Here is a 25,493-nt window from a genome sequence, read left to right on the forward strand (position 1 = left end):
TTCTTGTTTTTTGTACTGGCCTCTATTTCTCTTTATGTGGTTTGAGCGCACGGTTGATTTTCTCAATGACTTGGTATGGTCGTATGGCCTTCCGATAGGTGACGGGCAAATGCTGCCCTGGGTCGTAGTGTTACTACTCGGCGCGGGTATCTATTTCACCGTGAAGCTCAGTTTTGTACAAATCCGCCAGTTTGGGCATGGCGTAGCTGTAACCTCGGGAAAATACGACAATCCCGATGACCCTGGCGATGTCTCGCACTTCCAGGCGCTTACTACAGCCCTTTCGGCTACGATTGGAATCGGAAACATTGCAGGAGCCGCCCTGGCCATTCACTTTGGCGGGCCGGGCGCGCTCTTCTGGATGTGGATTACGGCCATCTTTGGCATGGCTACGAAGTACAGCGAGGTAACCCTTGCACAATACTATCGCAATGTCGATACGCCAACGGAAGCCGAAAAAGGCACGTGGCGGCAAAAATGGAAAGGGACCGTAGCCGGTGGCCCTATGTTCTACATCGAGAAGGGGTTAGGGGAGAATTGGAAACCCCTGGCCATCTTCTTTGCCACCATGCTCATGATCACCTCGTTCCTAACGGGGAATGCCGTTCAGGCCAACACCGTGGCCGATGTGATGGCCTCCGACTTTGGCATTGCCACATGGCTGTCGGGCTTGCTACTGGCTAGCGTAATTGCCCTTGTCATTTTAGGCGGTGTAAGCGTCATCGGACGCGTAACGGGTATCTTGGTGCCCGTCATGGCAGCAATTTACGTCATTGGCGCCCTCCTCATTCTTGGATTCCATTACGACCAGATCATTCCCACACTTGGGCTCGTCGTTACCAGCGCCTTCAATCCGGCAGCCGGTGTAGCGGGAACAGGGGCCGGTGTGTTCTTGCTCACCCTCATTTATGGCGTACAGCGCGGCCTCTTCTCCAACGAAGCAGGAATGGGGTCGGCCCCTATTGCCCACTCGGCAGCCAAAACCAATGAGCCCGCCTCAGAAGGCGTAGTTGCTCTGCTGGAGCCCTTCATTGACACCATCACCATCGTTACGCTTACCGCGCTTGCCATCCTCGTAACCGGCGCATGGGGCGATCCGGTACCCACCACGTTCAATCTCGACTCGGGCAACATTTCGTACCGGGTGCAAGACGAAGGCGGCATCTTCTCAGACGTCGATCGCCCTGAAGAAATTGAAATCTTCGACGGCTATCAAGAAGTCGACGAGGAGCAAGATCCACAGTTTGCCTGGCGCGAAGCCGTAGTCGAACGCTTTTACTTGCGTTGCGTCAATGGATGTGACACGGAAGACGACCTGGAAATCCCCTTCACAGGCACGCTCTATACGGATGATGGCATTGCCATTGGCCAGGATGGCACCGAGTACGACGTGCTGTATGGACAGGGCGTACGTAGTGGCGCTCCGCTAACCCAACTTGCGTTCGAGCGCGGGCTGTCCCCATTGGGCGACTGGGGCGGCTGGATCGTAATTCTGAGCGTTATCTTGTTTGCGATCTCCACCTCTATTGCCTGGAGTTATTACGGCGACCGGTGTGCGTATTATCTGTTTGGCGAAAATGCAATCTTGCCCTATAAATTGGCATTTGTCATAATGAACTTCCTGGGGGCAGTCACAGCGCTCACCACCATATGGGCCATTGGCGATATTGCCCTGGGCATCGTCATTGTACCCAACCTCATAGCGGTGCTCTTACTGACCGATAAAGTCAAGGAAATCACGAACGACTACACCGAGCGCAAACCGTGGCTCGATGACGGAACTGACCTTGATGACGACGATGCCGGAGTCGGCTCAAGCGTCTAACTCAAGCGTTAACTCAAGCGGCAAAGGCAGCGCGGTGCGGGTTGTGCAGAGCACACCACCTGCATGGAAGACAACGCGCACCGCTTCTTTTGCCCTGATTGCGCTCGAAATGCCGATACGTCACCCCGTGTTCTTCTCATCTATTCTCGATTTTTCTACGCTTCATGCTCACTCTTGTAGACCACCCGCTGCTCAAACGCGACTTAACTACGCTGCGTGACCGCACCACTGCGCATGGGCACTTTCGCGAAACCGTGTCGGATGCGGCAGCGATCTTGGCCTATGAAGCCATGCGCGAGATTGATCTGGCCGAGGTAGATATCGAAACGCCCCTTGAGCCAACCACCGGCTATGCGATTGCTAACGAAGTTATTGTCGTACCTATCATGCGTGCCGGACTGGGAATGGTTGACGGGTTTGTCCGCTTTGTACCGGAAGCCCGTGTGGGCCACCTTGGCATGCAACGCGACGAAGAAACCCACGAACCCGTCGACTACTACGCCAACATTCCCGATAGCGTAGACCGCGCCGACGTATTTGTGGTGGACCCGATGCTGGCCACCGGAGGCAGCGCCACCCAAGCGATTCAACTCCTTAAAGAGCGCGGCGCCAAGCGATTTGTGTTTGCGTGCCTTGTAGCCGCCCCCGAAGGCATTGAAGCCGTCCAAGAGGCGCATCCCGATGTGCACATTGTGGCAGCGGCCATAGACCGTGAACTCGATGCCAACGCATTCATCCGACCGGGCCTCGGAGATGCAGGCGACCGGATTTTTGGAACGCCTGCTTAATTCAATCTCGCGCCCTGTTGCCTCCCTTGCCTTTGTTTATGCGTATTTCGTTATCACCGTGGCCCCTCCTCGCTGTCTGCCTCTTCCTCGTGCCGCTGTTCGCCAGCACAGAGGTGCGTGGACAAACGATGGACGCGCCACGCGTAGCGCTAACGGACATTGCCTTTGAAGTGACCGTCGATGACCCCGATCGGGTGCTAACCTCCGGCGCCCAGATTCAAGTCAACGGGGCCCGCCCGGTAGAACTTACCGAAGACAACGGAACCTGGACCGCCGAGGGCATCACGGTAGATAGCAGGGGGCCCGCCGAGGTTACTCTCGTACAAGGAGGAAACGTGCTCGACCAGGCCTCCACGCGCATCATACCAGCCTGGCTTTCGATTCTGCCCCCACTCATTGCGATCGGGATGGCCCTCGTATTCAAACGCGTAGTGCCTGCGCTTTTCTTAGGCGTGTGGCTAGGCGCGTGGATGGCCGCCGGCTTCTCGCTCACCGGGCTCTTTGTGGGGACCCTCGAAACCATCGAAATATACATCCTGAACGCCCTGGCGAATGAATCGCATGTAGCCATCATCCTGTTCTCACTGATGATTGGTGGCATGGTCGGCATCATTTCTAAAAACGGCGGCACGTATGGCATTGTCGAACGCATCATTGGCTGGGCACAAACCCCCAAACGCGGACAACTGGCCACCGGCGGTTTGGGCATCGGCATGTTTTTTGACGACTATGCCAACACGCTTATCGTAGGCAACACCATGCGTCCGGTCACCGACCGGCTCCGCATATCCCGCGAAAAGCTGGCTTACATCGTAGACTCTACCGCCGCCCCCATTGCCTGTGTGGCTCTGGTTACAACCTGGATTGGGTACCAGGTTGGACTCGTTGGCACCGCTGTAGAGATGATCGACGGCTACGACGAAGGCGCGTACTCCATCTTCCTAAACTCGCTGGCCTACAGCTTCTATCCGTGGCTGGCGCTCTTCTTTGTGTTCGTAGTAGCATTTTCTGGACGCGACTTTGGCCCGATGGCACGTGCCGAAATTCGAGCACGCACCACCGGCGAACTGCTGGGCCCCAATGCCAATGTGGATGAAACCGCATCGGAGGATAACGATGAGCTGGCTCCCAAAGAAGACGTGCCCCTCCGTGCCTACAATGCCATCATCCCCATTCTGGTGCTGGTCGGTGGCGTGTTGGGAGGGCTCTACGTTACCGGCGAAGGCGATACGATACAAGACATCATCGGGAGCGCCGATTCATACACGGCCTTGCTGTGGGGGTCGCTGCTGGGCGTGCTGGCTGCCGCGGGGCTCTCCATCGGACAACGGTTGCTCTCGCTCGAAGAAACCGTAGAAGCGTGGTACGGCGGCCTCAAGTCGATGCTCTTTGCCATGATCATTCTCATTCTGGCCTGGGCACTTTCTGATATTACCGAGGTGCTCCATACCGCCGACTACCTGGTGTCGATCTTGGGCACTACGCTCGCCCCCGGCATCGTACCCGCTATCGTGTTCATACTGGCTGCGGCCACCGCGTTTGCCACCGGCTCTAGCTGGGGCACCATGGGGATTCTGATGCCACTGGTGGTTCCCCTCGTCTGGGCCGTTCTGCAGGCCAACAATATGGCCAGCCCGGAGCACTATCACATCATGTACTCCTCGGTCTCGTGTGTCCTGGCCGGGTCGGTATGGGGCGACCATTGCTCTCCCATCTCCGATACCACCATCCTATCGTCTATGGCGTCGGGATGCGACCATATCGATCACGTGCGCACTCAGTTGCCCTATGCGCTAAGCGTGGGGGCTGTAGCCATCGGTATCGGAACTATTCCTGCTGGATTTGGCTTTCCGTGGTGGCTCTCGCTTGCCATTGGGGCTGGACTGCTGTGGGCGGCCATGCACTTCTTCGGTACCCCCACGGAAGATCCTGAACCCACCGTTGCAGCCGAGATGCTGAACGACTCACCGCCCTCCTCTGTATCCGATTCCTAAATGCCTACAGAGGCCCCCGACCACGCACGTTATACCTCATAAACAACTACACACCATGTACTTGGAAGCCGACAACCGTCCCTGGGGACGCTGGGAAGAGTATCTTAACGAGCCCGGCTATCGGGTCAAACGCATCATCGTCCATCCGGGCCAGCGCCTGTCGCTACAAAAGCACGAACACCGCAAAGAGCACTGGGTGATTGTGCAGGGAGAAGGCGTCTTCACGCTCAACGACGACGAGATTAACGTGTCCGTGGGCGATAAGGTCTTTATCGATATCGGCGATGTGCACCGCATCCAAAACGACGGCGACGAACCGCTCGTCTTCATCGAAACGCAGCTGGGACTCTGCATCGAAGACGACATCATCCGGCTTGAAGATGACTACGGACGGTCGTAGTGGTGTGTCACACGTGATTGTTAGGGGACGGAGACCGTCCGAAACTCTGTATCCCAGCCCCCTCCCAAAAAACCTGTCATGGTGAGCACGCGACGGGCCCAGCCCGGAGCACGTCGAACCATCTCCTCGACGTTCAGCAGCTACTGGCAAACCAACAGCCCTGCCCAATTCGTAGGAGATCTTTACTCACTGCGTTCGTCAGTCGCTTCGCTCGTGTCAGGACTCCGCACCTGCTAGACGCAGTTGCTCCGCTCAAGATGACATCATTAAGACGGGGGTGTTGCAACCCGAAGATTGACCTGTGACAGAGCAGATAGCATCGCATTCAGAATGCAAGACACCACGACAGCCAGGGCCGGCGAATCCATCGGAGCGATGGCTCGTAGACAAATGCTGGACCGCATCGCTCTTTCACTCCCAACTGCTTGCGCATGATTCTGCCCATTTACGCGTTCGGACACGACGCCCTACGTCGCGACACTGAGCCGGTTGATGCCAATACCGACGAGGTGCAAACGCTTATCGACAACATGATCGAAACCATGCGGGCCGCCGAAGGGCTCGGCCTGGCTGCCCCGCAAGTCGGGCGTACCGAACGGATCTTTGTAATTGACCTGACGGATGTGGCCGCCGCGCTTGAGGACGATGGCGAAACGGTGCCTCCACAACCTATGGTGTTCATCAACCCGGAAATTACCGGGGAAAGCCGGGCGAAATGCTCGTTTGAAGAAGGGTGCCTATCCATTCCCGATGTACGCGAGCCGGTCAAACGGCCCGAAGCAATCGATATTGAATACCTGAACCGGGATTTTGAGCCCCAGACGGCCTCGCTCGATGGCATGCTTGCCCGGGTAGTTCAGCATGAGTACGATCACCTGGAAGGAGTGCTCTTTACCGATCACCTGAGCGTGTTTCGTCGGCAGCTCTTGCGACGCGTCTTGCGCCGCATGGCCGACGGACACGTTGAGGCCCACTATCCGATGCAAACGGCAGAGGACGACATCATACCGGCCACCGCATAAGCACCTGGCTTGATTGCTCAACTGAAGCTCCGAGCAGCTTCATACCAAATCTGGGCGGCATTGCGGCGCCGCCTCGTTGCAGAGCACTGGGAATGGACGCGTAGCTGAGCGCTTTACCCATCCAGACCTCCACAAGCCCACCCATAGGCCCGATCCTCCGTCGATTTTCACGGGGGGCGGCAGAGGTGTCGTTGCAGTTCGGCACGTCATCCGATAGGTTGCGTATCCTGCATGTGCACCCGTATTCCACGGGCGCGCTTCGTCGTTCTGTTTGGGCTGATCCACTGCGTATCCCCCTATGGCAACCTCCACCAAAAAAGGCCGCACGCCGCTGATGCGGCAGTACTACGGCATCAAGGAGCGCCACCCGAAGGCCGTGTTGCTGTTTCGCATGGGCGACTTCTACGAGACGTTCGATGAGGACGCCAAAACCGTAAGCCGCATTCTGGGCATTACGCTAACGACTCGCAACAACGGGCAGGCCGACGATGTGCCGATGGCAGGCTTTCCCCACCACGCCATCGATAGCCACCTGCCCAAGCTCATCCGCTCGGGGCTGCGCGTGGCCATCTGCGAGCAGATTGAGGATGCCAGCAGCTCCAGCGGCAAAGTGGTAGACCGCGACGTGGTGGAGGTCGTCACCCCTGGCGTGTCGTTCCGCGATCAGCTGCTAAACCCGAAGCAATCGACCTACGTGGCTGCTGTGCACTGGAACGACGATACCGCGGGCGTATCCTTTCTGGATGCAACGACGGGCGAGTTTGCCGTCACCGAGGTGCCCGCTCCGGATGTGCTCCCGCTCTTGCAATCCATCGCCCCCTCCGAGATCCTCGTCGATAAGCGCCAGAAGGGCCGCGTGCCCGATCGCATGGCGAACGAGGTCGCGGTTACGCCGCAAGAGGACTGGGTCTTTGGCTACGATTTTGCCTACGAAACCCTCACCCAACATTTTGACACCCACTCGCTGAAGGGCTTCGGCGTAGAGCACATGGACACCGGGCTCCTGGCAGCGGGCGCGGTGCTGCATTACCTGCAGGAGACGCAGAAAGGCACCGTGCCGCATATCCGGCGGATTCAGCGGTACGAACAGGACGAGCACATCGCCCTGGATGCCGAAACCAAGCGCAACCTCGAACTGGTGCGCCCCATGCAGGAAGATACCGAGGGCGCGCTCATCGATATGCTGGATACCACGCAGACGCCCATGGGTGCCCGGCTCCTGCGCTCCTGGCTCGTGCGTCCCCTGCGCGACGTGGCTGCCATTCAAGCGCGGCAGGACGCCGTAGCGCACTGGGTCGCAGCCCAATCCGACCGCGCCGACTTGCGTGAAGAGCTATCGCAAGTGGGCGACCTGGAGCGCCTGGCCAGCAAAGTGGCCACCGGCAGGGCGCGTCCGCGCGATCTCATCGCGATCAAGCTCACGCTCAAGCAGCTCCCGCGTCTCAAGCCGTTTGTCACCGATACGGGATGCGAAGCCCTGGCGGACCTAAACGACGCCCTGACGCTCTGCCCCGACGTGGTCGACCGCATCCAGGAGGCGCTTGTGGATGACCCGCCTGCAAAAATAAGCGAAGGCGGACTCATCCGCGATGGCTACAGTGACGAGCTTGACGAGCTCCGTGAGGTAGCCGCCTCGGGCAAGCAATGGGTGGCCGATATGGAGCAGGAAGAGTCCGAGCGCACGGGCATCCCGTCGCTCAAAGTCGGGTTCAACAAGGTGTTTGGCTACTACATCGAAGTCACAAACACGCACACCGAGAAGGTGCCCGACCGCTACATCCGCAAGCAGACGCTGGTGAACTCCGAGCGCTACATCACGCCGGAGCTGAAGGAGTACGAGGAGAAGATCCTGACCGCCGAGGAGAAGATCGAGCAGCTGGAGCATGAGCTGTTCAACGAACTGCGCATGGTGATTGCCGAGCACACGCCGCGTCTGCAAGACAACGCCCATCAGCTGGCGCGCCTGGATGTGTTTGCCGCGCTGGCCCATGGCGCAGAGACGCATAACTACGTGCAGCCGACCGTTGATGACAGTCTCGTGATCGACATCGAGGCCGGGCGGCATCCGGTGGTGGAGCGGTCCCTACAAGCAGGTGAAGCGTTCATCCCCAACGATGTGCGCGTGGACCCGGACTCGCAGCAGGTGCTCATCATTACCGGACCCAACATGGCCGGGAAGAGCGTGGCGCTGCGCCAGACGGGGCTGATTGTGCTGCTGGCACAGATCGGCGCGTTCGTGCCCGCTGACGCTGCCCGCATTGGGGTGGTCGACCGCATCTTTACGCGGGTGGGTGCCTCCGACAATCTGGCGGCGGGCGAGAGCACGTTTCTGGTGGAGATGAACGAGACGGCGAATATTCTGAACAACGCCACGGCGCGTTCGCTCATCCTCCTCGACGAGGTGGGCCGCGGCACCAGCACGTTTGACGGGCTGTCGATTGCCTGGGCGCTGGTGGAGTACCTGCATGAGCAGCCCGAGGTGGCCGCGCGGACGCTCTTTGCCACGCACTACCACGAACTGAACGCGCTGGCGGAGCGCCTGGATCGGGTGCGCAACTATCGCATCCAGGTGCAGGAGCACGACGGCGAGATTATCTTTCTGCGCAAACTCGTAGCAGGTGGAGCCGACCACTCGTACGGCATTGAGGTGGCCCGCATGGCTGGACTCCCGGATCTCGTTATCCACCGTGCCCGTGAGATTCTGGCGCACCTGGAGCAACAAGATCTGGCGGTGGATACGGAGGGGGCTTCCAATCCCGATGCCGCCGCGCCCGACGCCGATGAGGTGCCGGATATGGAAGACGGCGTGATGGGTCAGATGTCGCTCTTCCAGCAGGCGGATCCCAAAGCCGAAGCCCTCAAAGAAGCCGTGCAGTCCATCGATCCCAACCGCATGACGCCCATCGAGGCGCTGATGAAAATTGCGGAGCTGAAGGAGATGTTGGGGTAGGGGTGAAGGGGTGGACGTGTGAAGGGATGAATGTGTTTGATTCAAAAGCGAGCACGGCGGGAAGCCAACTCGGAATGCTCCAAGGTGCGTAGCGTGCTAAAGTGATGCGAAAGAACGCTTTTAGCACGTGCTTCCCGCTACGCATAGCTCGCTTAAGGTTTTCAATCGGATCATGGAAGCTTACTCTACCTCCCCGATTTCAAACTCAACCACATCGCCCGGCACAAATTCGTCGGTACGGAAAAATTCAGTTCCGCCGTCTTCCTCAACGAAAACAGTCCCGGTGCCCTCTTCATCTTCTGGGGCTAGCACACTAGCAGAAACACCAATGACGGTCCGGTCTGAATCTGACTCCTTGAGGGTAATCGTATTTCCTGCCCCCCCTACTCCAGACCCTCCTGCCGCTCGCTCATCACATTCGCCGTCGTCGTAACAGATCGTGACGTGGCGGTCCATCGGTGCCATGCTGACAGTCGTCATGGGCTGGTCGTTCGATTCCAAAACAACCTGAATGGCACCAGTAGCATTGGCCAAATTGTCTTCGGTTGGGTCATCGCTAACGGAATCGTCACCGCAGGCCGACAACGTAAGAAATAGCGCCAACAGTCCTGTTAAAACAATTACGGCTTTGCCAAAATTCGCACCTTTGGAAAAGGTCATGATATCATTTTTGAGTAATGAAAAACAAACATCGGGCACAAGTCTCTAATGATCAATGCCCTCGCACTATATCATACGTAAGCCACCGGAGGAATGCGGACAAAAGAAGCCTTCCTCCGCACCCAGGCCGTTTGACACGTTTCGGAAAGCCGTCCACCATTTGCAACAAAGCCCCGTCGCACTCATCTTACCCACCCGATCTGTTCACAAAGACTTTGAGATGCTATGCACCGTGCTATCGCTCCTGTGGTCCTGGTTGTAATCACGCTGCTTCTCGCGACGGCCTGCGAATCACCGCCCGAAACGCCAGAATCGGCGATTCCCGATGGTGAGCGCATTGACCTTACGCATCCGTTCAATGAGGAAACCATCTACTGGCCCACCGCCCCCCAAACCTTTGAACTGGAAGAAGACTTTGTGGGCGACACGGGCGACTACTTCTATGCCGCGCACGTGCTGGCCACGTCTGAGCACGGAGGCACCCATCTGGATGCACCGTTTCATTTCGCCGAAGATGAAGAAGCTGCCCAAGACCAGTGGACGACTGACGAAATCCCCCTCGACCGCCTCATGGGCAATGCAGTGGTGATTGATGTGCGTGATGCCGCTGCCGAAGACCGCAATTATCAGGTACAAACCAGCGACTTCGAGCAATGGGAGGACGAGCACGGCGCTATTCCTGATGAAGCTATCGTGCTCCTCGATACCGGATCGGCGCAGTACTGGCCCGATGCCGAAGCCTACATTGGCACCGATGAACGCGGCGAAGAGGCTCTGGCCGATCTGCAGTTTCCTGGCTTACATCCTGAGGCCGCCGAGTGGCTTGTCGAAAACCGCTCCATCCACGCTATCGGTTTGGATACGCCCAGCATTGATTATGGGCCGTCGGAGGGCTTTGAATCGCACCGGGTGCTTTTTGCTGAAAACATTCCGGTGTTTGAGAACCTGAACAATCTTAGCGACCTGCCGCCGACCGGTACGTACGTGATGGCATTGCCTATGCATATTGAAGGGGGAAGCGGAGGACCGTTGCGGGCGGTGGCTGTTCTTCCGTAAGGCCGCTCACACGACCTGTTCACAGCAGCGCTACTGGTGTGTCACACCTGAATGTTAGGGGCCAACATTGTCATCGCGAGGAGGGAGCCCTGCGACTGACGCAGCGCTGTGAGCGATAGCGAACGAGTACTCCTGGGGTGCGATCTCATGCCGTTGCTTGGGCAGCTGTATCCGGTCTGATAGCATGAGATTGCGTCGCTACGCTCGCAATGACAAGATTGTGAGTTGTTCTCGGTACGTTAGGGGGGCAGGCGTTACCCAAACATTGACCTGCGACACAGTGCTACCGCCACTTTAGCCACGCTTTTCCGCAAAGAACGTCCGGAGTAGGGCTGCGGATCTGTCGGCTTGCAGTCCGCCCACAACTGTGAGTTGGTGGTTTAAGCGGTCGTCTTGCCCAATGCGGTAGAGCGTGTCTACGGCGCCTGACTTTTCGTCGTAGGCTCCGAACACCAGCCGGTTGATGCGTGCATGTACCAGCGCGCCTGCGCACATCGGACAGGGCTCAAGCGTTACGTACAGCGTGCAGTCGTGCAAGAACTTGCGTGCGAGGGTGCGACAGGCATCCTGTATGGCCAATTGTTCAGCGTGAGCCGTAGGGTCGCCGTCTGCCTCGACGCGGTTATGCCCGCGCCCGACCACCTGTCCCTCGTGCACAACCACAGCCCCCACCGGCACGTCGCCCGCCTCGTACGCCAGCAGGGCCTCATCGAACGCCTGCTGCATCCACCGGCGATCAGAGTCGAGCAGGGTAGAGAGCGTCATCAGAAAAGAGACGTTAGTGAGGGTTGGGTCAGTGCAACGTCCAGGCGCCATTGTTTGATTTATTGTTTCCGCTAAAGCCTTCTTTCACGTTTTTGTTACCTCTGCTTATTGACACTTTCCGGGGGGGTACTTTTGCTTTTGTTATTTGCTATTATATGAATAAACAGTGAGGTAACTGACATGAACCGTATCAAGCATACGTTAGGTTCTTTTATCGTCCTTATGATTATGTCTGGCGGCTTGCTCTTGAGCACTGGGAGCGAATCAAACAAAGCCTGTGCGCAAGGATCTGCTTTAAGTTGTGGAGCATACTGTCAAGACATTAATTGTGAAGGCGGGCCAGATCCTTGTCACAGGATAACTTGCAGCGATGGAACAGTGATAAATTGTGGCATGGGGGGCTTTATTCCCTGATCATGTTTTTCCGATAGCACCAACTCGTTTGATTTTAATCCTAATCAGGCAGCAGGGGCTTTTCAGTCCCTGCTGCTTGCCCAACTCTTATGGCTAAAATTATATCAGCAAGCCTGATCTGGGGTTTAATGCTAATCCCCGTGATAGCAGCGCTATCACCTGAACATGTTGATTCAGAACATTCCTACACAAGTCCTGACGAAAGGCTTCTCATTGAGGTCGTTCCTCAAAAGGCTCAACAGCGCGATATACAAGCCACGTTCGGTGATTTCAACGCATGGTCCATCGACCAAGAGGAGGGGTTCTTATATCATCCTATTGCAATTGAGGTCGATATCAACGAAGAAGTCTATGTGCTGGATTACAGCGATCATGTTGTAAAACGCTACACATCAGAGGGGGCGCTGCTTCATCGTTATGGTCATGGCCCAGGTCAGGGGCCGGGTGAAACAGGAAACCCTACCGACTTTGCACTAGCGCCGGATCAAAAAGGAGTGTTCATAAACGATGAGCAGGGTCGAAAAGTCGAGTTCTTTGCTGTCAACGACGGCCATGTTTCTACCATACACATAAATCATCCTGCATGGCGTATTGCTGCCATTCACAACGGACGCATCAATGCTGCTTTTGGCTCCGGTGCTGACCACATGATCTCGGTTGCAGACAAGCAGACAGGTGACTTTTTGCAGGTCTCACCGCCTGTAATTCGAGAGACGCACTACAATGTCAAGGCTCTGGTAGGAGAAACTGCTGCGGTGCAAGACCAGATCATCCATGTCCCGCATTACGGGGGGTTGATTTTTAGTTACTCTCTTTCTGAAGGCGAATATACATACGTCACAGAGCAGGTAAATCCTCCTCCGCTCCCCACCGTCGAACGCACAGAGATTAATGGTGCCGTTAGTGTGGGTCTTCCATACTCGGAGCTCAACCACCGCAATTTGAGTGTACATGTAGATGAGTACAGCATCTACATCCTCGTCTATCGGGATGACCAAGGGAAATCCCACTTCTACATAGACACGTACGATTTAGACAGCGGCACATACAGGCACAGTTATGCCCTTGGGCAGGGATTTCGTGACTTCGCGGTGGGCGATGGATCGCTGTTTTTCGTGGATGAGGAACGGGTGTACCATACATCGTATGAGTGACTCTCTCAACTGGGCCTTTCTTGTCTCTCGTGGCGATGCTCCGCGTCGCCACATGGGGGAGGACGCTCCAGCGTCCTCAAACCGAGTTGTGTAGACTCACCCCGACTCCTCTCCCGTTGCCGTGTGTGTAAACAGTAGCCTCGCGGGGAGGAAGGTTAGAATGGAGGGGAAACGTCTATAGGAAGCCCCCTACCATCTACACATCATGAACCGATGTACGCGCCAGGGGCAGCGTCATGCAGCGCGGGCCGCCGCGTCCGCGCGAGAGTTCGGTACCAGCCAACTGAATCGCCAGCTTCTCGTCGCCGGGGGTGAACGTGCTGTCTTTGTAGTACGACAGGAAGTTCTCAGCCGAGACCACGCGGTAGCCATGCCGCCGTAGCTCCTCGAAAGTCCGTCGGTTCCGCTCGTACCCAACAATGACACCAGGAGCCACCGAAAACACATTGGCCCCGTCTGTCCACTGCTCACGCTCCTGGTGCAGCCGCTCGCTGCCGCCGCACGGAATAAAGGTGAGGTCGCGATCCAGCAGGTCGTGCAGCACGTCACGCAGATGCAACCGCATGTCCGTGATAAAGCGTCCGGGTTCATTGCCCTCCATCAGATGCACGCAATACCCATAGCTGGGGTCGTCAATGAGCGGTGGAAACGCGATGCACTCGTTCGGAGAGGCAAACGTGAACACCGTATCGAGGTGCATGGTGGAGCGCCGCTTCGGCAGGTCCACCGCCAGCACATGCTCAATGGGCGTGTGCTCAAACACCTGATGCGCAATCGCCATGATGGCTCCAAACGAGGTGCGCTCAGAGTGACCAATGAGTAGCACGTTGGGGGCTGGCATCAGCAAATCGCCGCCCTCAAATGTCACCCCCTGCGGCAGCGTAATCACCCGGTCGCGCACGCCCGAAAAGAATGGATGATGGTGCAACAGCACCTGCATGATAATGCTCTCGCGCGTGCGCGCCGCCGTAGCCGCGTGGCTAATCACGATACGATCGTGCACCACCGCCGCCAGGTCGCGGGTAAACATCAGGTTAGGCAGCGGTGGGAGCGTCAGACTCAGGGGCGACTCGCCCGTAAGGGCCAGGCTGTGGAGTTCGTTCGGAGCCAGTTGTGTGAGTTCGTTGCGCGCCGCTTGCACATTGGTTTCGGGGGCTGCCCGACACAGCCGGTCGATGAAGTCAAGGCGCGCCTCCTCCTGCTGAAACACATCCAGCAGCAACTCACTCACCTGCAATACCGCACCCGGACTACCCACCACTTTCTCGAAAAGCGTGCACATCAGCAGGTGCTCATCGCGGGCATGCCCCAGAAACAGAATGTCGTCGAACAGCAGATCCAGACGGTTGTCGGGAGCGACCAACTCCATTTCATGGCCGGGCGTGTGTACCAGCACCTGCTCCAGGGGCATCGTTTCGGTATCCACCTGAAACGTGGCAGCATCAGGACGAGGTGGAGCAACAGTATCGGGCATAGAAACAGGAGACAAATCCAAATAACAAAACGAACAAGGTGCTGGAAGCGCTTCTATAAGCGCGGCGTCAGGACGGAGGGGTGTGAGAAGACGACGCGTTGGCCTGAAGCAACCGCAACGCCTGTCACAAGAAGAGAGCACCGGCCATCATTTCTCCGTTCAGCAACACAGGAGCGATGCCCGCGAGCAGCCCAACCCCACATCCGGCCATGCCCAGCATGGTGCCTATCAGCATACGAGCCAAGGCGCGCGGAGTCAACATAACGATCGAATCTAAGTACAGATTTCCACAAAAACGCCCTCCGCTCCACACAGGAACGAAGAGCGTATTCTACACACCACATCATGAGAAGATGCGAGGCGGTGCGCTATGTGAGATCAACACCGTAGTTGAGCTTTTCGTGCCTCAACACTGCAGTATCACCGGCATCCTTGGATGGTTTGACTACATAAGCAGGTCTCCTTCCAATTTAAGACCTTTCGGCCTCGAAGAAGTGGGCCGCCCGGACGGAGCCGCTGAGCCGCGTGCAAAATTGATCCTGTTTAAGCGAGCCTGCGAGCGAGTTTGATCAATTTTAGCGGCCCAGCGGGCGGAGTCAGGCCCAGTTCTTCCAGCCTTGATTTTTTTAGTTCGTTTTTAGCTCCCTACGGTCGTGAGTCGCTGCGCTCGTCTGCATCAAGGCAAAAATGAACACCACTTCGCATTACGATCACCCAAAAGAGTTCTCGTTACGATAGAAGCTTTTCAAGCCTGATAGCAAAAGGAAGTAAAACCAGCCAGCATTTCAAAAGCATCGCCGGGTTCATTTAGAGATCCTTCAAACGAGCAGAAACACGCGCCACCCGCCGTCCAAGATTCCGAGCCGAGAGCAACTCGTCCTCAACCGGCTGGCGCGAGCCATCGCCTCCAGCCATCGTAGTCGGTCCATACGGTGATCCACCGACGCCATCGGTCGTCAGAATCTGCGGGTTGTCACCATACGGCAATCCGACGAAGATCATGCCCAGGTGCAGCAGCGGCACCAAACTGGTCAGGATGGTCGTTTCCTGTCCGCCATGAATCGTAGCGGTGGAGGTAAACATAGCGGTGGCCTTGCCCTCCAGCTCTCCGTTCTGCCAGAGAGCGCCCGTCCCATCAATGAACTGCTTCATCTGCGCCGTCATGTTGCCGTAGCGGGTCGGCGAGCCCCAGATGATGCCATCGGCCCAGCGCAGGTCGTCGTTCGTGGCCTCCGGATGTTCGCTCATGGATTCCTGGGCCTGCACGTACGCATCCTGACCGCTCATGGCCTGGCGCGCACCCTCCAGTTCCGGAATCCTGCGCAGCCGCACATCGGTGTCATCAACGGCATCAGCGCCTTCATACACGGCCTGCGCCATCTGATAGGTGTGTCCATACGACGAGTAAAACGGGATTAATACGTTGGTTGCCATAACAAATTGTGGGATTGATAAAAATACACGCGGCTCCAAACCGAGCCGCAAAGCGATAACGAATACATTGGGTTAAGCCGAGGACGAAGCCGTTTCGATTGGCGTAAGCGAAGCCTCGATTTCGTCGCGTTTCGGTTCCAGCGCAGGGGGCAATGTGACCTTGCCCGCTGCAGCCTCCTCCACCGGAAACGGCGCCCCGGTGTCGGTTGCAATTTCAATGAGGATACCCCCGGGCACCCGCACATAAATCGACGTAAAGTAGTGCCGATCAATAATCGGGGATACGTTGAGCCCTGCTCCTGCAATGCGTTCGCGCCAGGCTGCAATCGTGTCTTCGTTGGGCGTACGCAACGCCACATGATGCACGCCGCCCCGGCCCAACCATCCGCGCGGTGCATCAGCACGCTCAATAACGTGCAACTCCGCCGCAGCCCCGCCGGCACCAATAGCATACACGCGTGCCGTTTCAGGGGGATGGAGAACAGACGGTTCGTGCTCCGTCTCAGGGGCTTCCACCCTATAAGGACGGTCTTCGGTGAGTCCAAACACCTCAGTGAGCACGTCATGCGTTCCCTGCCCCGCAGCCACCGTCAACTCCGACGGCCCCAGGCCACGAATCCCGTGCTCAAGGGCGATGGGCGTGCCCGTCCACGGCTTCGTGTCGGGTACGCGGTCGGCACTGGCGCTGTCATCGACCAGATGCATCGTCTGCTCTTCACGATCGTAAAACGTGAGCGCCGGACGTCCCGCCCGGGTGTGTACTACCGTGCGCGAAATGTCGTTCGCATCGAAATACTCGGCCCATGCCTCTAGCGCAGCCTCGCCACGCACGCGCAGCGATGTACCGGTAATGAGTCCCGTTCCCGGACGCAGATCCCGCGCATTTGGAATGTCGAAAAACGTGAGGTCGGTTCCGGGCGACCCTTTCGCATCGGCATAGAACAAATGATACGACGAAGTGTCGTCTTGATTCACCGTCTTCGCAACCAGGCGCAGGCCCAGGTGCTCGGTGTAAAAGCGGGCGTTGTAGGCAATGTCCGCCGTAATGGCCGACACGTGGTGAATACCCGTAAGTGGGATCTCGGTAGCCATAGGTGTCTGGGTGTTGATGAAAGCAGGGAGCTTCGGCGCTCCTATTCAACGGCTGTTTCGGCAGAGGCCTGCAACTGACGCAGCAGCCGAAACAGCGTCTCGCGGTCGTCCATCGATAGGTCGTGCATAAGCGCATCGATACGAGCCGCATGGTCGGGAAACACGTCGCTGATGAGCGCTTTTCCGGCGTCGGTAAGCGCCACAATCTGTACGCGTCCATCCGTTTCAGATGGACGGCGCACAAGCAGCCCGCGCTCTTCCAACTGGTCAATGACATACGTCATGCTTCCGCTGGTAAGCAGCACGCGCTCCCCGATCTCGCCGATTGGAAGCGGCCCCTTGTGGAGCAGGACTTCAAGCACGGCAAAGGACTTCACGGTCAGTCCGTGTGCCTCCACCTGACCCCTAAGCGGCTTATCAATAGCGTGCAGCGCGCGGTTGAGCGCAATCCACACGTGCAGCGCACGGCGCGTTTCGCGATCCATATCGTAGCGAGTTTAGCAAAGATCAATTTATCTTGATGTCAAGATATATTAAGAAGAGCTGCCGTGCATGTTCTCTGGCGTTGCACTATTGTTGCAAGGTTGGCATTCTGACGCGGTATAAGTGTCTACACACGTCTGCTTTGGGCATGCACTGCTCCATTCATGCATTGTCTCGCCAGGAGGGAGCCCTGCGACTGACGCGGCGCTGGGCGTAGCCCGAGTACTTCCTCCCTACGGTCGGGGCGCGTCGCTGCGCTCGCAATGACATGGTTGTAGACTTTTCTCGGTACGTTAGGGGCACATGCGTTACCCGAGGATTGACCTGTTGCAGTGCACTAAGCCGGTACAGCTTTAGCAAGCATATCTAGCGCATCCGTACTTATAAGCACACGCAGGAGGCAGTGGGCTTGACTATCATTGATGTGCGTGCGTACACGCCGCGAACTGGCTGGGGTATAGAGTACACAATCCACCTGATCCAAAAACCCTGCTAAGTGGTCGGTGCCTTCGTCAATGGCGGCAGCAATAACCTGTCCGTGAAAGGCATCGTGTGCCCGCAACTGCTCGGACAGCGGGGTGATGCTGTTCTGTCGTTGGGTAACCAGCCCGACGGTGCTGCGAGGTGGCAGGCGGGAGATACGGCGCAACGCATCCGCCGCAAGATGGGTTACAAACCCTAAGACATCTGCTTTGGGAACCTGCTGCTGCACGTGGTGCAGGTGCGTATAGGGCGTAAACACATAGTCTGCATCGGGATGCCGATCGAGAGCGGACAGGCGACATGTGCGTACGGACTGCTGTAGCCGTTCGCTAATTTGATCGGCCCACATCGCATTCAACTCGGTATGTGGCCCCGTCACGATCAGCTTGCGATCGAACCCCACATAGTCAAGCAACGCAGCTTGTTCGGTCCACAGCGTTTCGATTTCGGGCTCGGTGCAGCCTAATCCAATGAGTTGCTGCAGAGCGCTGTGAACGATGTCGGCGCCCCGTTCCATGCGATCGGCCTTATCGAGCGGACGCCGTTCACGCACGGTATATCCACTTCCAACTTTGGACGTAAGCAGTCCGTCGTCTTTGAGGGTGGTGTATGCCTTGCGAACGGTATGGAACGAAATGTCGAGCTGCTCGGCCAGGTGACGCGTCGAAGGCAGCGTGTCGTCTACTGCGTACTCGCCACGGGCAATAAGATAGCGCAGCTGCTCCACCAGCTGGTCGTGTACAGACGTGGGCGCATCGCGATCGATTGTGAGCATAGCGCACAAACCAATAAGGATAGAGGAGGCAATTACCAGTCATACAAAAGCCCGCCCCTACGACCACACGTGAGGGCGGGCTCTGTCAAGCATTCAGCCGCTAATTTCAGGCCAACACTACAGATTCATTGGCTTGCCATAGGCCACACGGGTGGCTTCCATAACTGCTTCAGAGAGCGTGGGGTGGGGATGAATGGCTTCCATGATTTCATGCCCGGTGGTTTCAAGCTTGCGAGCCACCACCACTTCGGCAATGAGCTCAGTCGCTTCGTTGCCCACGATATGGCATCCAAGAAACTCGCCGTACTTCTCATCGAAGATGACCTTCACAAAGCCCTCGGTATGGCCCAGTGCAGCCGCTTTGCCGGAGGCACTGAATGGGAATTTGCCAACCATGATGTCATATCCTTCAGCCTCGGCTTCTTCTTCGGTGTAGCCTACCGAGGCAATTTGCGGCTGACAGTACGTGCAACCCGGAATGTTATCGAAATCCATAGGCGGCACATCATGTCCGGCCACGTGCTCAATGCACGTCACGCCCTCATGACTGGCTTTGTGAGCGAGCCAGGGGCCTCCAGCCACATCGCCAATGGCATACACGCCGTCTACGGTCGTTGCTCCGTACTCATCAATTGTGATGTACGAGTTTTCGGTTTCGACGCCGATATCTTCAAGACCTAAGTCTTCGATGTTACCTACCACACCGACCGCTGAAAGAACTTGGTCGCATTCGACATATTCGGTTTCGTCGCCCACCTGAATTTCGGCACGCAACGCGCCGTTGTGCTCCTCAACGCCCTGTAGCATGGCGCCGGTAATGACGTTGATGCCAGACTTTTTGTACGAGCGCTCCAGCACACGCGATACCTCGGGGTCTTCAACGGGTACGAGATGATCTTGCACCTCTACAACCGAGACGTCGGTGCCCATGTGGTGGTAGAAGTAGGCAAACTCGACCCCAATGGCTCCCGCGCCAACCACGAGCAGGCGGTCGGGCTGTTCAGTTTGGAGCATCGCCTCTTTGTACGAAATGACCTTCTCGCCATCGATAGGCAGCGGGGGAATCTCGCGAGCCCGGGCTCCGGTCGCAATGATAACGGTATCGGCTGTCACCGTTTGGGCTTCCCCAATCTCTTCACCATCCATATTCACCGACGGCTCCACCTCAATGGTGCTGGCATCGGTAAGGCGCCCGTGGCCATAGATAACGTCGATGTCGTTCTTGTTCATCAGATACTGCACCCCCTTGTTCATCTTGGCCGCCGTTTTTCGGCTCCGTTCGATGACTTTGGGAAAATCGGGCGTGACAGTGCCTTCGAGCGAAAGGCCAAATTCGTCGAGATGTTTTGCTTCGGCCATCACCTCAGCGCTTTTCAGCAACGCTTTGGTGGGAATGCAGCCTACGTTGAGACAAACACCGCCAAGCTTATTCTTTTCGATGACGGCGGTTTTCATATCGAGCTGCGAGGCGCGGATAGCGGTTTCGTAGCCACCGGGTCCGCTCCCAATGACAACGCAGTCGTAGTGAGTAGCCATGGACAAACGAGGGGTTGGTATAGAAGATTAAGCGTGCATGCGTACAGTACAGCTTCAACATACGCTCCGATGCCCACCGTTCCCACTGCAAGGCGGGGATGGGGGCCAAATCTTGTGTGAATTGGCGGCGATTGGGTCGATTAGCGGCTGCGCAGCCAATGCGTCGGATTATCAGAGGAGCTTGCATCCATATCAAAGATGGCAAAGAAGAGCCCTGCACCACGCGGTTCGCTGTCGGTGCCAGCCTGGCCGATTTGGTCGCCCGCTGCAATCGAATCGCCCATCGACACGTCTAAATCAGAAAGGTTGCTATAGACCGACAGGTAGTCGCCGTGGCGCACCATAAGGAGTGTGCCAAAGCCGGGGACAAAGTCAACGCCCGAAACGGTGCCGTCGAATACGCTGTAGACCGGCGCGCCCGGATTGGTGGCAATGGTAATACCGGGGGTATTGGTGGTGGTACCATGTACGGGATCCACATGGTCGCCGTACGTTTCGGTGATGGCTCCATCTACGGGCCAGGGCAACTGTCCTCGATTTTCGGCGAACGATGTCGAGAGTTCGGCATAGGCGGCTTCCGAAAGCACACGTGCCCCGCCGGCTTCTTCAGCATCTCCTTCTGCAGTGGCTTCTGCCATCATTTCCTGGATACGCTGCTCCAGCTCTTCAACCGATGCCCGGGTTTCCTCAATTTCATCCCGCAGATCCGCTTGCTCGGCCTGTAGCTCTTCAACAACGCTGCGGCGATCACGGTGCAAGTTCTGCAGTTGGTTGCGCTCGGAGCGCGCCTCCACGAGCAGTTCCTGCGTGCGCGCCTGTGACGCTTGAAGATCGCTCTGTTGTTCTTCAATGCTGGCCTGTGCCTCTTGAATGGCATCGCGACGGGAGCGACGCTGATCGGCAAACTGGCGCAGGTACCGCACCCGCACAATCATCTGGTTGATCGAATTGGAAGAGAAAACAAGCGCCAGGTCATGAAGCCGTCCGTACCGGTATGCGTGAGTGGCTCGGGCTTTGTACTCTTCAAGCAGCGCAGCTCGTTCGCGATCGAGTTGCTGTAACGTGTCGCGCGCACCGCTCTGTTGCGCTTGTAGCTCATTGAGGCGACGTTCGTATGTATCCACCAGCTCCTGACGCAGGGCAATTTCGCGATTGAGCTCTTCAAGTCGTTCGCGAGTATCGGCGGCCTCGCGTTCGGTGCGCTGCAAGCGCTGCTGGTCGCGCTCAATCTGTTCGCGCAGCGACTCCAGCCGCTCTTCAGTCGCCTCGCGCTCGTCAGAAGGCGTTTCTTGAGCCCACACCGGCAGGCTCGGCACCAGCAACAGCCCGCCCATAACGCTCAATGCAACGATGAACCAGCTAGGGCAGCGTAACGCGTTCGGCATCAGAGCTTGCATCCAGCGAGAAAGAAAGCGAATCAGGCGTTAGCGTTAGCGATCGGTACGTAAACACCGCACGCACATCATCAGGTGGACGACGCAGCATAATCCGGTTCGGAACGACAACGCCATCAACGGTTGTGTGGTCGCTAAAGACGCGTTCGTCGAGGATTGTCCCGTCGGCATCGCGCTCTACAAAACGAACGACCCGCCACAGCGCGGGATCCACGGCATACATGTACCGCTGATCGGGCGATTCGAAATAGTACATCTCGTCGTCGTGTGTAAGGGTCCAGTCGATAGCATCATTGGGCGCTACAATCCCCAGCAGATTTGTAAAGAGCTCATCCCCCGATACCGGTACCGGAAACACCCGCTGTGCTCCCTGCACACTACCCGCAGCCAGTTCGTTATCGATGCGATTATACACGAAAAAACTGTCGGGGGTAACCAACATCCGTGCGGCCTCAATGCCCAGTGTAGCGCGTACATTCATCCATAGCGAGTCGCCACGCTGCTGTCGAATGGTGCTGCGAAAGCGTCCGTTCTGCATCGGACTGTTCAGCTCCAGCCGGGCTTCCCCCTCAAACGCTTGAAGCGTATCTGCCGATAGGTGAATGGCATTGATGATGCTGTCTTTCGAATGGTCGGGAAACGCCTCGGGCATGTCCCCTTCTTCAAGCGCGGGTGCGCTCGTTCCGCACGCAGCAAGCACAAACGCCCCCCCTACGAGCAACGCCCAGGGCAGTAGCGTAAAAAACCAGCGTGGCGTAACGCTAGCAGTGGTGCACGAATTGGAACATTGGGAGAAGCAATGCATGGCGACGAAGCGGCACACGCTAAAAGACGAAAAAACAAAATTGTAGAACGCACACCTTTCAAACAGAGAAAGGCGTAGCGCTTTCCATCAACATAACGTGGCGGTGCAGCGTTTCGTATCAGGCACGTTGACTGAATGTAACGCCTTGTGGAAAACACACCACCGATTCGTCTTTTTGCGTGAAGAGTTGTACGTTAGGGCTATCATCCTTCATGTTCATCCTTTCTTTGCGACATAACAAGTACATACCATCATGGGCGAGCAAAATGTAAGCAGAGAGCGCGATCCGCGAGAGCTGCGCAAGTTTGCACGGCGGCTCATTCACGACGTGCGCGCGCTGGAGCGCATGCTTGAGGAGAACATGTTCGAAACCGATACACGACGTATTGGGGCCGAGCAAGAGCTGTTTCTTGTGGATCATCGAGGCGAGGCGGCGCCGGTTATCGAGTCGATGATGGCGCGTAATGAAGATCCACGCATCGTCACTGAGCTGACAAAGTTCAACGCCGAGTTCAACATGGATCCCATGGTCTATGGCGGCTCGTGCTTCCGCCACATGGAAGACGCTACCGAGGGGTTGTTGGATAAGGTGCGTTTGCTTGCAGAGACCGACGGGGCCGAGCCCGTCTTAGTGGGCATTCTGCCAACAGCTCACCTGGCCAACTTCTCGATGGACTTCATGACCCCCAAGCCCCGCTACTATGCCCTCAACGATGCCATCACACGGCTTCGAGGCGGGGCTGGGCGCTATCAGATTCGCGGCTTCGACGAGCTGTTCGTTAAGCACGACTCCATTATGCTGGAAGGCTGCAATACCAGCTTCCAGACGCACTTTCAGGTGACCCCTGATGAGTTTCCGCGGTTTTACAATATTGCTCAGGCTGTAGCCGCCCCATGCCTGGCTGCCGCCACCAACTCGCCCCTGCTCTTTGGCAAACGGCTGTGGCGCGAAACCCGCATTGCGTTGTTTCAGCAAGCCGTTGATACGCGGTCGAGCAACCTGTATCTGCGCGAAATGAGCCCGCGCGTGCACTTCGGCAGCCGCTGGATTGAGGAATCGGTCACCGAGATTTTCAAGGAAGACATTTCGCGCTTCCGTATGCTGTTAGCTACCGATTTTGAAGACAACCCGCTGCACCAACTCGACGAAGGGCGCATCCCCGACCTAAAAGCCCTTCAACTCCATAATGGAACCGTGTATCGCTGGAACCGAGCCTGCTACGGCATTACCGAGGGCAAACCGCATCTGCGCATCGAAAACCGCATCCTACCGTCGGGACCAACCGTGGTCGACGAGATCGCCAATGCCGTGCTCTGGTATGGCCTGGTCACAGGCATGGCCGATCGCTACGAAGATCTGGCGGATGTCATGGATTTTGACGATGCTCATCACAACTTCTTGGCTGCAGCGCGTCATGGACTTGCCTCTCAGTTCAGTTGGATCGACGGCTCAAAGCGTCCGGCCCGCTCGCTACTGCTCGAAACACTGCTCCCCATTGCCCGCGATGGTCTCGATAACTCGGGCATCGACACCAACGACATCGATCGTTACCTGAGCATCATTGAAGCGCGTGTGGCATCAGGCCAAACCGGCTCACAGTGGCAACTCGATTCGCTTGCCGGCATGGACGGCGGCACGCGCGGCGAACGCCTAAGCGGGGTAACACGCGGAATGGTGCGCCGCCAACGCGAAGGGGAGCCGGTGCACACCTGGACGTTGGCCTCCCTGGGCGAAGCCTACACGCCCGGGCACATCCGCGAAACACGGGTTGAGGACTATATGACAACCGACCTGATGACGGCGCATGAGCAGGAGTCGGTTGAGTTTGTAGCCTGTGTCATGGATTGGCAACGCCTGCGCCATGTGCTCATTGAAGACGAATCGCACCGACTTGTCGGGCTGATCAGTCACCGACGCTTGCTGCGGCACATGGCCGAGCGCGATGGCGCCGAGAACGATGACACACCGGTAGGAGCTATCATGAAAGAGGATCCGATCTCTGTCCCCCCGGATATGCCAACGCTTGAGGCCGTGCAGATTATGCGAGAGAAGCAAATTGGGGCGCTCCCGGTTGTGCGCGAAGGCCAGCTGGTAGGCATCATCACTGAACGTGAGTTTATGGATGTGGCCCACAACTTATTGGATACAGCAGACCCTTCGGCCTCCAATCAAACGTCCGAACCAGAAGCGTAACCTGTATGATAGATAGGATGTTACAGTTACGTGGACCTGGAACGTCTCGTTGGGCTGATGGGTGAGAAGGTACCCTTCCTAACATGGGGCCCTGCCTTGCAACACAACGGGGCCCCTCACGAGCTTTCTGTATCAACCCACCCCTTCGTATGTCTGACCTCAAAAAACAAACGATCAACGGCCTGGATGTACACATCGATCGATCGCTGTGTATTGGATCAGGCAACTGCGTGAATCTGGCCCCCGATGTGTTTACCCTCCGCGAAGATGCGCTCGTTGACTTCACCGACGACGTAAACAAAGACGCGGATCCCGGACAAGTCATTGAAGCGTGTGCCGTGTGTCCCGTCGATGCGCTGATGGTGTACGACGAAGACGGCGAGCAGATCGTGCCCTAACAGTTGGATAAAACGTTTGGGTAGTGGATAGACGCTAAGTAAGCCGGCAAAAATACGTTTACACCTTGTCATCGCAAGGGGGGCATCGCGAGGGGGGAGCCCTGTGAGCGATAGCGAACGAGCACTCCTGGAGTGCGATCTCATGCCCCCATCTGGGCAGTGCTGCCCGGCCTGATGGCACAAGATTGCGTCGCTGCGCTCGCAATGACAAGGGGTGCGTTTTTTCGGTACGTTTAGCCACCCAGGCGTACTCCAACCATTGACGTGTGACACAGCAGCAGTACTCTGTCTTACCTGTAATCTCAGGGGGACGAGGGTCGTGTCAAGCTTTACGTCTCACCACCTTCAAAAAAACCCTGTCATGGCAAGTCCCTTGAACAGCAAGGAAGGCGTACGT

General features: G+C 57.1%; 21 protein-coding genes. 10 read left to right on the top strand and 11 right to left on the bottom strand.

Features of this window, described 5'->3' with window-relative positions:
* Positions 1-109: 109 nt before the first annotated feature.
* From ACZ5AL_RS08195 to mutS, 6 genes are all read left to right on the top strand, one after another.
* Positions 110-1,825 carry an alanine/glycine:cation symporter family protein gene (locus ACZ5AL_RS08195; RefSeq protein ID WP_464513287.1) on the top strand — a complete coding sequence of 572 codons (1,716 nt, stop codon included), beginning with the start codon at positions 110-112 and terminating at the stop codon, positions 1,823-1,825.
* Between the two features lie 164 nt (positions 1,826-1,989).
* Positions 1,990-2,613 carry a uracil phosphoribosyltransferase gene (upp, locus tag ACZ5AL_RS08200; protein ID WP_464509884.1) on the top strand — a complete coding sequence of 208 codons (624 nt, stop codon included), beginning with the start codon at positions 1,990-1,992 and terminating at the stop codon, positions 2,611-2,613.
* Between the two features lie 38 nt (positions 2,614-2,651).
* Complete coding sequence (locus ACZ5AL_RS08205) at positions 2,652-4,607, top strand: Na+/H+ antiporter NhaC family protein (RefSeq protein WP_464509885.1); 1,956 nt, start codon at positions 2,652-2,654, stop codon at positions 4,605-4,607.
* A gap of 55 nt (positions 4,608-4,662) precedes the next feature.
* A complete protein-coding gene (locus tag ACZ5AL_RS08210) occupies positions 4,663-5,007 on the top strand; it encodes a phosphomannose isomerase type II C-terminal cupin domain (protein WP_464509886.1) in 345 nt (114 codons plus the stop codon).
* Between the two features lie 431 nt (positions 5,008-5,438).
* Positions 5,439-6,029, top strand: coding sequence for a peptide deformylase (gene def, locus ACZ5AL_RS08215; RefSeq protein WP_464509887.1), 591 nt, complete (start codon positions 5,439-5,441; stop codon positions 6,027-6,029).
* 298 nt (positions 6,030-6,327) lie between these two features.
* A complete protein-coding gene (gene mutS / locus ACZ5AL_RS08220) occupies positions 6,328-8,979 on the top strand; it encodes a DNA mismatch repair protein MutS (RefSeq protein WP_464509888.1) in 2,652 nt (883 codons plus the stop codon).
* Positions 8,980-9,159: 180 nt separating this feature from the next.
* On the opposite strand, the gene ACZ5AL_RS08225 is transcribed toward mutS, so the two are convergent.
* The gene (locus tag ACZ5AL_RS08225) at positions 9,160-9,678 is read right to left on the bottom strand and encodes a hypothetical protein (protein WP_464509889.1); all 519 of its coding nucleotides are present in this window, start codon (positions 9,676-9,678) and stop codon (positions 9,160-9,162) included.
* A gap of 186 nt (positions 9,679-9,864) precedes the next feature.
* On the opposite strand from ACZ5AL_RS08225, the gene ACZ5AL_RS08230 reads away from it, so the two are divergent.
* Entirely contained in the window at positions 9,865-10,695 is an 831-nt protein-coding gene (locus ACZ5AL_RS08230; protein WP_464509890.1) for a cyclase family protein, read from the top strand.
* A gap of 294 nt (positions 10,696-10,989) precedes the next feature.
* Here ACZ5AL_RS08230 and tadA read toward each other — a convergent pair whose 3' ends face one another.
* Positions 10,990-11,460, bottom strand: coding sequence for a tRNA adenosine(34) deaminase TadA (gene tadA / locus ACZ5AL_RS08235; protein WP_464509891.1), 471 nt, complete (start codon positions 11,458-11,460; stop codon positions 10,990-10,992).
* A 503-nt stretch (positions 11,461-11,963) separates the two neighbouring features.
* Between tadA and ACZ5AL_RS08240 the strand changes: the two genes are divergently transcribed.
* Positions 11,964-13,028: a hypothetical protein gene (locus tag ACZ5AL_RS08240; protein WP_464509892.1), complete on the top strand. Its 1,065-nt coding sequence runs from the start codon at positions 11,964-11,966 to the stop codon at positions 13,026-13,028.
* Between the two features lie 196 nt (positions 13,029-13,224).
* Here the strand turns inward: ACZ5AL_RS08240 and ACZ5AL_RS08245 are convergent, their stop codons facing one another.
* From ACZ5AL_RS08245 to lolB1, 9 genes are all read right to left on the bottom strand, one after another.
* Positions 13,225-14,502 carry an arginine deiminase gene (locus ACZ5AL_RS08245; RefSeq protein WP_464509893.1) on the bottom strand — a complete coding sequence of 426 codons (1,278 nt, stop codon included), beginning with the start codon at positions 14,500-14,502 and terminating at the stop codon, positions 13,225-13,227.
* A gap of 124 nt (positions 14,503-14,626) precedes the next feature.
* On the bottom strand, positions 14,627-14,764 hold the full coding sequence (locus ACZ5AL_RS08250) for a hypothetical protein (RefSeq protein ID WP_464509894.1): 138 nt from the start codon (positions 14,762-14,764) through the stop codon (positions 14,627-14,629).
* Positions 14,765-15,309: 545 nt separating this feature from the next.
* Complete coding sequence (gene wrbA, locus ACZ5AL_RS08255; protein ID WP_464509895.1) at positions 15,310-15,936, bottom strand: NAD(P)H:quinone oxidoreductase; 627 nt, start codon at positions 15,934-15,936, stop codon at positions 15,310-15,312.
* A 72-nt stretch (positions 15,937-16,008) separates the two neighbouring features.
* The gene (locus ACZ5AL_RS08260) at positions 16,009-17,028 is read right to left on the bottom strand and encodes a VOC family protein (protein WP_464509896.1); all 1,020 of its coding nucleotides are present in this window, start codon (positions 17,026-17,028) and stop codon (positions 16,009-16,011) included.
* Between the two features lie 41 nt (positions 17,029-17,069).
* Complete coding sequence (locus tag ACZ5AL_RS08265; protein WP_464509897.1) at positions 17,070-17,513, bottom strand: MarR family winged helix-turn-helix transcriptional regulator; 444 nt, start codon at positions 17,511-17,513, stop codon at positions 17,070-17,072.
* Positions 17,514-17,848: 335 nt separating this feature from the next.
* A complete protein-coding gene (locus ACZ5AL_RS08270; protein WP_464509898.1) occupies positions 17,849-18,769 on the bottom strand; it encodes a GntR family transcriptional regulator in 921 nt (306 codons plus the stop codon).
* Between the two features lie 117 nt (positions 18,770-18,886).
* Positions 18,887-20,305: a dihydrolipoyl dehydrogenase gene (gene lpdA, locus ACZ5AL_RS08275; RefSeq protein WP_464509899.1), complete on the bottom strand. Its 1,419-nt coding sequence runs from the start codon at positions 20,303-20,305 to the stop codon at positions 18,887-18,889.
* A gap of 140 nt (positions 20,306-20,445) precedes the next feature.
* Positions 20,446-21,690, bottom strand: coding sequence for a murein hydrolase activator EnvC family protein (locus ACZ5AL_RS08280; RefSeq protein ID WP_464509900.1), 1,245 nt, complete (start codon positions 21,688-21,690; stop codon positions 20,446-20,448).
* Positions 21,665-22,504, bottom strand: a complete 840-nt coding sequence (gene lolB1, locus ACZ5AL_RS08285) for a lipoprotein insertase outer membrane protein LolB1 (protein ID WP_464509901.1) — start codon at positions 22,502-22,504, stop codon at positions 21,665-21,667. The genes ACZ5AL_RS08280 and lolB1 overlap by 26 nt, the downstream gene beginning before the upstream one ends.
* 253 nt (positions 22,505-22,757) lie before the next feature.
* Here lolB1 and ACZ5AL_RS08290 point away from each other — a divergent pair, with 253 nt between their 5' ends.
* Together ACZ5AL_RS08290 and ACZ5AL_RS08295 are read left to right on the top strand one after the other, a co-directional pair.
* Positions 22,758-24,698 (top strand): CBS domain-containing protein, encoded by a 1,941-nt coding sequence (locus tag ACZ5AL_RS08290; protein WP_464509902.1) that lies wholly within the window; start codon positions 22,758-22,760, stop codon positions 24,696-24,698.
* 149 nt (positions 24,699-24,847) lie between these two features.
* Positions 24,848-25,096 carry a ferredoxin gene (locus ACZ5AL_RS08295; protein WP_464509903.1) on the top strand — a complete coding sequence of 83 codons (249 nt, stop codon included), beginning with the start codon at positions 24,848-24,850 and terminating at the stop codon, positions 25,094-25,096.
* Positions 25,097-25,493 lie beyond the last annotated feature (397 nt).

It is taken from the genome of Natronotalea proteinilytica (assembly GCF_055379935.1).

Excerpts from the sequence above, each read along its gene's own strand:
- lolB1 (WP_464509901.1), bottom strand. The coding sequence starts at position 22,504 with ATGCATTGCTTCTCCCAATGTTCCAATTCGTGCACCACTGCTAGCGTT.
- ACZ5AL_RS08245 (WP_464509893.1), bottom strand. The coding sequence starts at position 14,502 with ATGCCCGATACTGTTGCTCCACCTCGTCCTGATGCTGCCACGTTTCAG.
- ACZ5AL_RS08210 (WP_464509886.1), top strand. The coding sequence starts at position 4,663 with ATGTACTTGGAAGCCGACAACCGTCCCTGGGGACGCTGGGAAGAGTAT.
- ACZ5AL_RS08260 (WP_464509896.1), bottom strand. The coding sequence starts at position 17,028 with ATGGCTACCGAGATCCCACTTACGGGTATTCACCACGTGTCGGCCATT.
- ACZ5AL_RS08270 (WP_464509898.1), bottom strand. The coding sequence starts at position 18,769 with ATGCTCACAATCGATCGCGATGCGCCCACGTCTGTACACGACCAGCTG.
- tadA (WP_464509891.1), bottom strand. The coding sequence starts at position 11,460 with ATGACGCTCTCTACCCTGCTCGACTCTGATCGCCGGTGGATGCAGCAG.
- ACZ5AL_RS08230 (WP_464509890.1), top strand. The coding sequence starts at position 9,865 with ATGCACCGTGCTATCGCTCCTGTGGTCCTGGTTGTAATCACGCTGCTT.
- ACZ5AL_RS08250 (WP_464509894.1), bottom strand. The coding sequence starts at position 14,764 with ATGTTGACTCCGCGCGCCTTGGCTCGTATGCTGATAGGCACCATGCTG.
- ACZ5AL_RS08265 (WP_464509897.1), bottom strand. The coding sequence starts at position 17,513 with ATGGATCGCGAAACGCGCCGTGCGCTGCACGTGTGGATTGCGCTCAAC.
- wrbA (WP_464509895.1), bottom strand. The coding sequence starts at position 15,936 with ATGGCAACCAACGTATTAATCCCGTTTTACTCGTCGTATGGACACACC.
- upp (WP_464509884.1), top strand. The coding sequence starts at position 1,990 with ATGCTCACTCTTGTAGACCACCCGCTGCTCAAACGCGACTTAACTACG.
- ACZ5AL_RS08205 (WP_464509885.1), top strand. The coding sequence starts at position 2,652 with ATGCGTATTTCGTTATCACCGTGGCCCCTCCTCGCTGTCTGCCTCTTC.
- ACZ5AL_RS08240 (WP_464509892.1), top strand. The coding sequence starts at position 11,964 with ATGGCTAAAATTATATCAGCAAGCCTGATCTGGGGTTTAATGCTAATC.
- ACZ5AL_RS08195 (WP_464513287.1), top strand. The coding sequence starts at position 110 with ATGCTGCCCTGGGTCGTAGTGTTACTACTCGGCGCGGGTATCTATTTC.
- ACZ5AL_RS08280 (WP_464509900.1), bottom strand. The coding sequence starts at position 21,690 with ATGCCGAACGCGTTACGCTGCCCTAGCTGGTTCATCGTTGCATTGAGC.
- ACZ5AL_RS08290 (WP_464509902.1), top strand. The coding sequence starts at position 22,758 with ATGGGCGAGCAAAATGTAAGCAGAGAGCGCGATCCGCGAGAGCTGCGC.
- ACZ5AL_RS08295 (WP_464509903.1), top strand. The coding sequence starts at position 24,848 with ATGTCTGACCTCAAAAAACAAACGATCAACGGCCTGGATGTACACATC.
- def (WP_464509887.1), top strand. The coding sequence starts at position 5,439 with ATGATTCTGCCCATTTACGCGTTCGGACACGACGCCCTACGTCGCGAC.
- lpdA (WP_464509899.1), bottom strand. The coding sequence starts at position 20,305 with ATGGCTACTCACTACGACTGCGTTGTCATTGGGAGCGGACCCGGTGGC.
- mutS (WP_464509888.1), top strand. The coding sequence starts at position 6,328 with ATGGCAACCTCCACCAAAAAAGGCCGCACGCCGCTGATGCGGCAGTAC.